General features: G+C 68.8%; 1 pseudogene. It reads right to left on the reverse strand.

Annotated features, from left to right (window positions below):
• Nucleotides 1–1,092: pseudogene (locus GQ56_RS0138850) on the reverse strand (YadA-like family protein); the annotation flags it as partial.

Genomic DNA, 1,092 nt, shown 5'->3' on the forward strand with positions numbered 1-1,092 from the left:
GTGCCTTGCGTACCCGGCGCGACGTTGATGATCTGACGCTGCTGCGTGTCGCTGCCGACCGACACCACGTTCTGGCGGCCGCCGTCCGTCGAGTTCGCGCCGATCGCCACCGAGTTCGAGCCGGCGGTAACCTTCGGAGCGTCGGTGCCGGTGCCGTTCATGTCGGCGGCAACGCCGTTGTTGTTCTCCAGACGCGTCGTATTGTTGTTGATCGTCGTCGACAACTGGTTCAGCGTGCTGCTGATGTTCGACACGCCGGTCGACAGCGAAGCCACGTTGCTGTTCGTCGTGCTCAGGCCGGTGGACAGCGAGCCGATACCGGTCGAGGTCGACGTCGACAGCGAGTTGACGTTGCTGTTCGTCGCACTCAGGCCCGTCGACAGCGAGTTGATCGCGGTCGAGGTCGAGGTGGACAGCGAAGCCACGTTGCTGTTCGTCGCGCTCAGGCCGGTGGACAGCGAGTTGATGCCCGTCGACAGCGACGCGACGTTCGACGCGGTGGACGTCGACAGCGCGTTGACCGCGTTGTTCGTCGCGTTGAGCTGGCTGCCGTTGATCGCGTCCGTGCTGGTGGCCGAGATCTGGCCGGCGGCGACGTTCGTGACCTGGCGTTCCTGGCCCGGTGCGCCGACGCTGACCACGCCGACCGGCGAGCTGCCCGCGAAGAAGTACGTGACGCCGCCGATCGTGGCGCTCGCCGTCGGGTTCGCGGCGCTCGTGACCGAGTTCGCGCCGAGTGCGACCGAGTTGGCGACGTTGGCCAGCGAGTTCGAACCGAACGCGAGCGAGTTGGCGGCGCTGGCCGTGGCGCCCGAGCCGTAGGCCTGGGCCCCGACCGCACTGGCCGTGGCGTTGCTGCCGAGTGCGATCGTGTTGTCCGCCGTGGCCTGGTTCGAGCTGCCGAGGGCCAGTGCGCTGGCGCCGGTTGCGGTGTTCGCGTTGCCGAGCGCCACCGCGCCGTTGCCGGTTGCCGTGTCGTTCGCGCCCATCGCCACCGCGCCGGTACCCGTCGCGATGCTCGGGTCGCCGATCGCGACTGCGCCGTCGCCGTTTGCCGTGTTGCCGACGCCGATCGACACTGCCTGCCCGCCC

Origin of the sequence: Burkholderia paludis, assembly GCF_000732615.1 — a bacterium.
Lineage (GTDB): Bacteria > Pseudomonadota > Gammaproteobacteria > Burkholderiales > Burkholderiaceae > Burkholderia > Burkholderia paludis.